An 8921-nucleotide genomic window follows, 5' to 3' on the forward strand; every position below is an offset into this window, starting at 1 on the left:
TTAATCATGAGTACACTGGCAACAGCGGGGGCGGAATCGGGCCGCCAGTTACATAAATTTGGCGGCAGCAGTTTGGCCGATGTGAAGTGTTATCAGCGGGTTGCTGAAATTATGGCGAACTACAGCCAGTCGGGCGATCTGATGGTGGTATCGGCGGCAGGGAGTACAACCAACCAGCTGATCGATTGGCTTAAATTGAGTCAGAGTGACCGGATATCCGCGCATCAAATACAGCAATCCCTGCGGCGCTACCAGCAAGAGTTGATCCGTGGTTTGTTGCCCGAAGCCGTTGCAGAAGAACTGAGTGCGATGTTTATCGCTGATCTGGAAAGGTTGAGTGCATTGTTGGACAAACCCATCACAGACATTACATACGCAGAAGTGGTTGGTCATGGGGAAATTTGGTCTGCCCGTTTGATGGCTGCGGTGCTTGAACATCAGGGGATCTCCAGCGCATGGCTGGATGCGCGCAAATTCCTAAGAGCAGAGCGTGTTGCCCAGCCGCAAGTTGATGTCAGTTTATCCCAGCCTCTGCTTGACCAATTATTGCTCCAAAATTCCAACAAGCGTTTAGTGGTTACCGGTTTCATTTCCAGTAACCAGAATGGTGAAACGGTATTGTTGGGGCGCAATGGCAGCGACTATTCTGCCACCCAAGTTGGGGCTTTGGCGGGAGCCAAAAAAGTCACGATTTGGAGTGATGTGGCCGGAGTTTACAGTGCTGATCCGCGTAAAGTCAAAGATGCCTGCCTGCTGCCGTTGCTGCGTTTGGATGAAGCCAGTGAATTGGCACGTTTGGCAGCACCTGTTCTTCATACCCGCACATTGCAGCCTGTTTCCATCAGCGATATTGATCTGCAATTGCGTTGCAGTTACCAGCCTGAACAAGGCTCCACCCGTATTGAACGGGTGCTGGCTACGGGGACAGGGGCAAAAATCGTTACCAGCCATGAGGATGTTTGCCTGATTGAATTGCATGTTTCTTCCGCCCATGATTTCAAGCAAATCAACAAAGACATTGATTCTCTGTTGAAGCGCACTCAAGTTCGGCCATTGGCAACAGGGCTGCATGCAGATTGCAACCTGATTCAGCTTTGCTATACCTCTGAGGTTGTGAATAGTGCCCTTGATGTTTTGCAGGATGCTTCCTTACCCGGCAAACTTTCTTTGCGTGAAGGTTTGGCGCTGGTGGCTTTGGTTGGTGCGGGCGTATGCAAGAACCCGCTACATAGTCATCGTTTTTATCAACAATTAAAAGATCAGCCTGTTGAATTTATTTGGCATGCGGAAGATGGCATCAGTCTTGTTGCTGTATTGCGTTTGAATCAGACGTCGCATTTGATTCAGGGGTTACACCAAAGCCTGTTCCGGGCAGAAAAACGTATCGGTTTGGTGCTGTTTGGCAAAGGAAATATTGGTTCCCGTTGGCTAGAGCTGTTTGCTCGCGAACAGAAGAATATTTCTGCTCGCAGCGATTTTGAATTTATTCTGGCGGGGATCGTCGATAGCCGCCGGAGTTTGTTGAATTATCAGGGTATTGATGCCAGTCGGGCGTTGGCATTCTTTAATGATGAAGCGACTGAACATGAAGAAGATGCTCTGTTTTTATGGATGAGGGCTCATCCTTATGATGATCTGGTCGTACTGGATGTTACAGCAAGTGGAGAATTGGCCGCAGAGTACATCTATTTTGCCAGTTATGGCTTCCATGTTATCAGCGCCAACAAAGTTGCCGGCTCTTCCGACAGCAACACATATCGCACGATCCGAGATGCCTTTGCAAAAACAGGCCGCCATTGGTTATACAACGCCACAGTTGGTGCGGGGTTGCCGATTAATTATTCCGTCAGAGATCTGCGTGAAAGCGGTGATACTATCTTGTCCATTAGTGGGGTTTTTTCTGGAACATTATCTTGGCTATTTTTGCAGTTCGATGGCTCCGTGCCTTTCAGTGAGCTAGTAGAGCAAGCATGGCAGCAGGGGTTGACCGAACCTGATCCACGCATTGATCTTTCTGGTCAGGATGTGATGCGCAAGCTGGTTATTCTGGCTCGAGAAGCCGGTTATGAGATAGAGCCTAATCATGTGCGTGTTGAGTCTTTGGTACAGGAAGAAGCGCGGTTCGGCTCCACTGAAGAATTTTTTGAAAACAGTGCTGCCATTAATGCGCAGATGCTGCAACGGTTGGAAGCTGCCCAGGAAATGGGCATGGTACTGCGGTATGTTGCGCGTTTTGATGCCAGTGGTAAGGCAAAAGTTGGTGTGGAAGCGGTGCGTAGTGATCATCCGTTGGCCTCATTGCTGCCGGCAGATAACGTTTTTGCGATAGAGAGCCGCTGGTATCGCGACAATCCGTTGGTGATCCGTGGGCCGGGAGCCGGACGAGATGTCACGGCGGGGGCAATCCAATCAGATTTAAATCGTTTGTCGCAACTTTTATAGCTCATTATTTCTATAGCCCGTTATTTCTATAGACGGAGATTTTTTCTATCGATTGAGTTTTCGAACAAATTTTGGCAGGGATATGAGGGCTTATCCCTGCCAATAACAGAAAGAGCGTTATTTACTCAATTAGCACTACCAATTCATATCATCATTCAGTCAATCAAAAGTACCTTCGTCGTTTCTTTTATTGAAAAAAACGAAATTTATTGAGTACAAGCAAGGCAAGCAATCGGATCATCTTATAAAAAAGAAATCCAGATTGAATTTCATAAAATTCGCCCAATTTGTTTGTTTTCTGATATGAATAGAATGTCAGAGATAAATAAAAGAACATTCTCGACAGCAAAACATGAAATATCTAGACAGAAATAGGGTAAATGCCAATTGAACCAGTCCCCTGGTGAAATGAATGACACACAGCAACACAAGGTCAGAAACCATATGAATCAACAATATTCCGCAATGCGAAGTAATGTCAGTATGCTCGGTAAGTTGCTGGGCGATACAATTAAAGAGGCTTTGGGAGAAGATATTCTTGATAAAGTTGAGACAATCAGAAAGTTATCTAAATCATCCCGCGCAGGCAACGAAACTCACCGTCAGCAGCTTTTATCGACACTGGAAAATTTATCCAATGATGAATTACTGCCTGTCGCCCGTGCTTTTAACCAGTTTTTAAATCTGACTAACGTTGCTGAACAATATCATAGCATTTCGCCACACGGTGAAGCGGCAAGCAATCCAGTAGCGTTGGCAGCGTTATTTAATCGACTCAAAGAGAAACAATTCAGCAATGATGAGTTAGTCAATGCAGTCAATGAGCTGGCGATTGAATTAGTTTTGACCGCCCATCCGACAGAAATTACCCGCCGCACCCTGATCCATAAACTGGTCGAAGTTAATGGTTGTCTGGCACAGCTTGATCACGACGATTTGGCAGATTATGAGCGCAATAACATCATGCGCCGATTGCGTCAGTTGGTTGTCCAATCATGGCATACTGATGAGATACGTAAAATTCGCCCAACCCCAATTGATGAAGCAAAATGGGGTTTTGCCGTTGTCGAGAATAGTTTGTGGGAGGGTGTGCCGGCATTCCTGCGTGAATTCAATGAACAACTGGAAGAATCCATTGGTTATAGTCTGCCGGCGGAAGCTGTACCAGTACGCTTTACCTCTTGGATGGGGGGAGATCGTGATGGTAATCCTAACGTTACAGCCGAAATTACCCGCCATGTCTTGCTGCTTAGTCGTTGGAAAGCCGCAGATCTGTTCCTGAAAGATATTCAGATTTTAGTTTCTGAACTCTCTATGTCGGAGTGTACGCCTGAACTTCGCCAAATGGCGGGGGGAGAGCAGGTTTTAGAACCTTATCGTGAGATTGCCAAGCAACTGCGGACGCAATTAGGTCACACTCTGGCTTATCTGGAAAAACGTCTTAAAGGTGAACAAGCCTTGCCACCAGCGGATTTACTGCTGCATAACGAACAGTTATGGCAACCGTTGTATGCTTGCTATCAATCTCTGAAAGAGTGTGGCATGGAAATTATCGCAAATGGTCAATTGCTGGATACCTTGCGTCGCATCCGTTGCTTTGGTTTGTCTTTGGTGCGTATTGATATCCGTCAGGAAAGCACCCGACATACCGATGCGATTGCTGAACTGACGCAATATCTGGAAATGGGAGATTATGCGAGCTGGCCTGAAAGCGAAAAACAAGCATTCCTGCTACATGAATTGAAGTCAAAACGTCCTCTGATCCCACGTGATTGGCAGCCAAGCGCAGAAACGCAAGAGGTTTTCGATACCTGTAAAGTTATTGCTGAATCACCACAAGATGCGATTGCGGCTTATGTTATTTCCATGGCAAAAGTTCCTTCTGATGTTTTGGCAGTGAAATTGTTACTGAAGGAAGCGGGATGCCCACTGTCATTGCAGGTCGCTCCGTTGTTCGAAACCCTTGATGACCTTAACAATGCCGAGAGTGTGGTTCGGCAACTGTTGGGAATTGAGTGGTATCGCGATCTGATTAAGGACAAACAGATGGTGATGATTGGTTACTCTGATTCAGCCAAAGATGCGGGAGTGATGGCGGCATCGTGGGCGCAATATCGGGCGCAGGATGCGTTAATCAAAGTATGTGAACAAGAAGGCGTGACACTGACTCTGTTCCACGGACGTGGTGGCTCGATTGGTCGTGGTGGTGCGCCTGCACATTCGGCTTTGCTCTCCCAACCACCGGGTAGCCTGAAAGGAGGGTTGCGCGTAACGGAACAAGGAGAAATGATCCGCTTTAAGTTTGGCTTGCCGCAGGTGACGATCAGTAGTTTGGCCTTGTATGCCAGTGCGATTCTGGAAGCAAACTTATTGCCCCCACCGGAACTAAAACCAGAATGGCATCAGATTATGGATACGCTCTCGGATGTTTCTTGTGATATGTATCGTGATTATGTGCGTGAGCAACCGGAATTTGTGCCTTATTTTCGGGCTGCAACTCCTGAGCAAGAATTGGCAAGACTGCCTTTGGGGTCGCGACCAGCTAAGCGCCGCCCGACGGGGGGTGTCGAAAGTTTGCGAGCGATCCCATGGATATTCGCATGGACGCAAAACCGGCTGATGCTTCCGGCATGGCTGGGCGCTGGCGCGGCGCTACAACGGGTGATCGATGCAGGCAACTTGTCAGTTTTAACGGATATGTGTCGTGACTGGCCATTCTTCAATACGCGCATTGCCATGTTGGAGATGGTGTTTGCCAAAGCAGATTTATGGTTGGCGGAATACTACGATCAGCGTTTGGTGGAACTGAAACTATGGTCACTCGGAGTGCAATTGCGTAACCAGCTTGCGGAGGATATCAAAACAGTACTGACCATTGCACAGGATGAGCAATTGATGGCAGATTTGCCGTGGATCGCCGAATCTATCGCATTGCGTAACGTGTATACCGATCCATTGAACGTGCTACAGGCTGAATTATTACAGCGCTCCCGTCAGCAGGACAATCCCGATCCACATCTTGAACAGGCGTTGATGGTGACGATTGCCGGTGTTGCGGCAGGAATGCGCAATACAGGATAGTTTTTAGTTTTTTAAATGTTGCTAAATCATCAAAGCCGAATGGGAAACTGTTCGGCTTTTTTGCATTTTAATCTGCTTAAAGAAATCGTTATCTACATTAACGCCAAACTATCATCTAGCCCGGCTTCTAAGGTTGTAAAAATTGTAATGAGTAAATTGCAATGGATAAATCAGGAAGGGCGCACTCCCAAAGTATGGCAGATGGCATAACTCAGCTCTGCTCGGTTCAGGGTATAAAAATGAAAATCTTTCACACCTTCGCGACTGAGGATTTTTACCATGTCCATTGCAATAGAGGCACCGACTAAGCTTCGGCTTTCCGGATCATCATCCAGCCCTTCAAACATTCTGGTCATCCAACTTGGAATACGAACGTTAGTTATTGTGGCAAATCGTTGTAGCTGACGGAAGTTTGAGACAGGTAAAATTCCTGGCACGATTTCCACATCAATCCCTGTTGAGACACAGCGATCACGAAAACGCAGATAACTTTCCACATCAAAAAAGAATTGGGTAATGGCGCGATTGGCTCCGGCATCAATTTTGTGTTTCAGGTTAATCAGATCTGCTTGAGCGCTTTTCGCTTCTGGATGGACTTCTGGGTAAGCAGCAACGGAAATATCAAAATCCGCCTCTTCTTTTAATAGCTCAACTAAATCAGCACCATACATTTCTGGCTTACTACAACAATTAGTCGGTAAATCGCCACGCAATGCCACGATATGACGAATACCATTTTGCCAATAATCATGGGCAATGTTGCGCAGTTCTTCACGGCTGGCATCAATGCAAGTCAGGTGTGGGGCTGCATCAAGGCCAGTTTTTTCTTTAATGCCTTTGATGATGCTATGGGTGCGATTACGCTCGCCAGAGTTAGCACCATAGGTGACGGAAACAAATTTAGGTTTCAGCTTGCTTAAACGATCAATGGATTTCCACAGGGTTTGTTCCATCTCAGCTGTGCTGGGTGGAAAGAATTCAAAGGAAACACGAAATTGCCCTTCAAGTTCAGCTAAATTCTGATTCAGCGCTTCTCGCTGATTAGCGTGAAAAAAACTCATACCCTGTGCCCTCATGAACAAACGGAATTTTTATCCGCTTAACCTTAGATGTTTAAGTGTCTATACGTTTAGATGTCCAAATAGAATGGGTTAAGCGGGATTTTTAGTCAATCAATAAATGGCTTATTCCCAATGAGGAATATTCAAAATGATCAAGAAAGAAATTCATGTTGAAGAAATATGGTTTGAATTTGAAATTGTTTAAGTGAAAAACTGCCACAAATTTGGATTGAATACTATTTATAAGGAAGGAAACATTATAAAGAAAGAAACAACCCCGTTATTTTCAACGAGGTTTGTCCGCGGTCTGAGCCGGAAATATTTCCGGCTTTTGCTTTATTTTCTTAATCTGACGCTTTCAATCGTGTGATTGATTCCTTTTGTCATAATCAAGCTAGCTCGTTCTCTCGTTGGTAAAATGTTTTGCTGCAAGTTTAATCCGTTAATTTCCCGCCAAATATTCGATGCTATTTTTATTGCTTCTTCTGTCGTTAGCTTAGAGTAGTTGTGGAAGTAAGAATCAGGATCGGAAAAAGCACCTTGCCGAAACTTAAGAAAACGACCGACGTACCATTGCTCGAGTAATTTTTCTGATGCATCAACATAAATAGAAAAATCAACAAAATCAGAAACAAATACATGATGTGGCTCATGTGGATAATCCATGCCACTTTGTAATACGTTTAAACCTTCAAGGATAAGGATATCCGGTTTTTCGATAATAATTTGTTCATTAGGAACAATGTCATAGCTTAGGTGAGAATATATTGGCGCAGTGACTTCTTCTGCGCCTGATTTTATGTCGGCGACGAATTTAACTAAGCTGCGCATATCATAGGACTCAGGGAATCCCTTTTTTTTCATTAAACCACGTTCATTTAATACATTGTTAGAGTGCAAAAAACCGTCTGTTGTTACTAACTTAACACGGCGATGTTCTGGCCAACGGCTTAATAATGCCTGTAATAAGCGTGCGGTTGTACTTTTCCCGACAGCAACACTGCCTGCGATACCTATAACATAAGGTATTTTTTGTTCATCTGTTCCCAGAAACTGCTCAAGAACAGCTTGCCGCCGTAAATTGGAGCTAATATAAAAATTGAGTAGGCGTGACAATGGAAGATAGATTTCAATCACTTCATCTATGGAGATTTCTTCATTAATCCCTTTTAAAGCAGCAACTTCTTCTTCTGTTAGTGTTAAAGGCACAGAATCACGCAATGTTGCCCAATGTTCACGATCAAATTGTAAATATGGAGTCGTCAAAAAAGATTCTTTCTTATTCATAAGCCAACATCTGCCTGTTTATGCAGGTTGGACAGGTTGTTGAGAACACCCGTATCCGACAAAAAATAAATCTCATCATATCGGTTGCGTTATCGTAGGCGTAGACTTTTTTATGATTTTAGTAATTTTTTTGATGGGAAATACAAAAAATTTTAAAAATGCACTATATCTGTGGTTGTTTGGATCGTCCTTTTAAAAGGAGAGGGTTAGGATTATGCAAATACTTTTCAAAAAATCATTGGTAAATGTCTATGTTGATTCTTTCTGCATAGAAGTTTTTGTTGGATATTTAAGCTGAAAGTATTGAAAAAAACATCAACACCATTAAAAATGACTGTTTTATGAGCGAAAGAACAAAAAAAGCAATTTTTTTGTTGCATCATGGGTCAACTCTACCTAGAATGCGCAGCACTTGATGCCGGCATAGCTCAGTTGGTAGAGCAACTGACTTGTAATCAGTAGGTCCCGAGTTCGACTCTTGGTGCCGGCACCATTAAAAATTTGGAAAGGTGGGGTTCCCGAGCGGCCAAAGGGAGCAGACTGTAAATCTGCCGTCACAGACTTCGAAGGTTCGAATCCTTCCCCCACCACCATTAACCAGTTTTAATCTTGAGTGTTCTGCTCGAGTTATACTCCAGAAGACACTTGAGATGCAATATACAGCTGATTAAAGTCAGGTAGCCGAGTTCACGCGGGCATCGTATAATGGCTATTACCTCAGCCTTCCAAGCTGATGATGCGGGTTCGATTCCCGCTGCCCGCTCCAAGATGTGCTGATATAGCTCAGTTGGTAGAGCACACCCTTGGTAAGGGTGAGGTCGGCAGTTCGAATCTGCCTATCAGCACCACTTCCCCTGTTCTTGCCTCCTGATTTTCTTCCTGTAAATATCTCACAAGCAATTGCTTGGTTGATGTGGTGAAACCACCGATTCCGTGTTTTAGAGGGACAACCTAATGTCTAAAGAAAAGTTTGAACGTTCAAAACCGCACGTTAACGTTGGTACTATCGGCCACGTTGACCACGGTAAAACTACCCTGACTGCTGCAATC

General features: G+C 44.8%; 5 protein-coding genes and 4 tRNA genes. 7 read left to right on the forward strand and 2 right to left on the reverse strand.

Annotation, left to right across the window (positions count from 1 at the left end):
* Positions 1 to 6: 6 nt before the first annotated feature.
* Complete coding sequence (locus BM135_RS13130) at positions 7 to 2442, forward strand: bifunctional aspartate kinase/homoserine dehydrogenase II (RefSeq protein ID WP_092520275.1); 2436 nt, start codon at positions 7 to 9, stop codon at positions 2440 to 2442.
* Between the two features lie 444 nt (positions 2443 to 2886).
* On the forward strand, positions 2887 to 5523 hold the full coding sequence (gene ppc, locus BM135_RS13135) for a phosphoenolpyruvate carboxylase (protein ID WP_139204109.1): 2637 nt from the start codon (positions 2887 to 2889) through the stop codon (positions 5521 to 5523).
* Positions 5524 to 5693: 170 nt separating this feature from the next.
* On the opposite strand, the gene metF is transcribed toward ppc, so the two are convergent.
* Positions 5694 to 6584, reverse strand: coding sequence for a methylenetetrahydrofolate reductase (metF, locus tag BM135_RS13140; RefSeq protein WP_092520279.1), 891 nt, complete (start codon positions 6582 to 6584; stop codon positions 5694 to 5696).
* A gap of 336 nt (positions 6585 to 6920) precedes the next feature.
* Positions 6921 to 7871, reverse strand: a complete 951-nt coding sequence (gene coaA, locus BM135_RS13145; protein ID WP_092520287.1) for a type I pantothenate kinase — start codon at positions 7869 to 7871, stop codon at positions 6921 to 6923.
* Positions 7872 to 8288: 417 nt separating this feature from the next.
* Between coaA and BM135_RS13150 the strand changes: the two genes are divergently transcribed.
* From BM135_RS13150 to BM135_RS13170, 5 genes are all read left to right on the forward strand, one after another.
* Positions 8289 to 8364: transfer RNA gene (locus BM135_RS13150), tRNA-Thr, on the forward strand.
* Positions 8365 to 8379: 15 nt separating this feature from the next.
* Positions 8380 to 8464: transfer RNA gene (locus BM135_RS13155), tRNA-Tyr, on the forward strand.
* A gap of 98 nt (positions 8465 to 8562) precedes the next feature.
* Positions 8563 to 8637: transfer RNA gene (locus tag BM135_RS13160), tRNA-Gly, on the forward strand.
* A gap of 6 nt (positions 8638 to 8643) precedes the next feature.
* Positions 8644 to 8719: transfer RNA gene (locus BM135_RS13165), tRNA-Thr, on the forward strand.
* A gap of 106 nt (positions 8720 to 8825) precedes the next feature.
* The coding region (locus BM135_RS13170) for a GTP-binding protein (RefSeq protein ID WP_004249126.1) at positions 8826 to 8921 on the forward strand (96 nt) is incomplete at its 3' end.

The organism is Xenorhabdus japonica, from assembly GCF_900115195.1.
Lineage (GTDB): Bacteria > Pseudomonadota > Gammaproteobacteria > Enterobacterales > Enterobacteriaceae > Xenorhabdus > Xenorhabdus japonica.

Excerpts from the sequence above, each read along its gene's own strand:
- BM135_RS13130 (WP_092520275.1), top strand. The coding sequence starts at position 7 with ATGAGTACACTGGCAACAGCGGGGGCGGAATCGGGCCGCCAGTTACAT.
- ppc (WP_139204109.1), top strand. The coding sequence starts at position 2,887 with ATGAATCAACAATATTCCGCAATGCGAAGTAATGTCAGTATGCTCGGT.
- metF (WP_092520279.1), bottom strand. The coding sequence starts at position 6,584 with ATGAGTTTTTTTCACGCTAATCAGCGAGAAGCGCTGAATCAGAATTTA.
- coaA (WP_092520287.1), bottom strand. The coding sequence starts at position 7,871 with ATGAATAAGAAAGAATCTTTTTTGACGACTCCATATTTACAATTTGAT.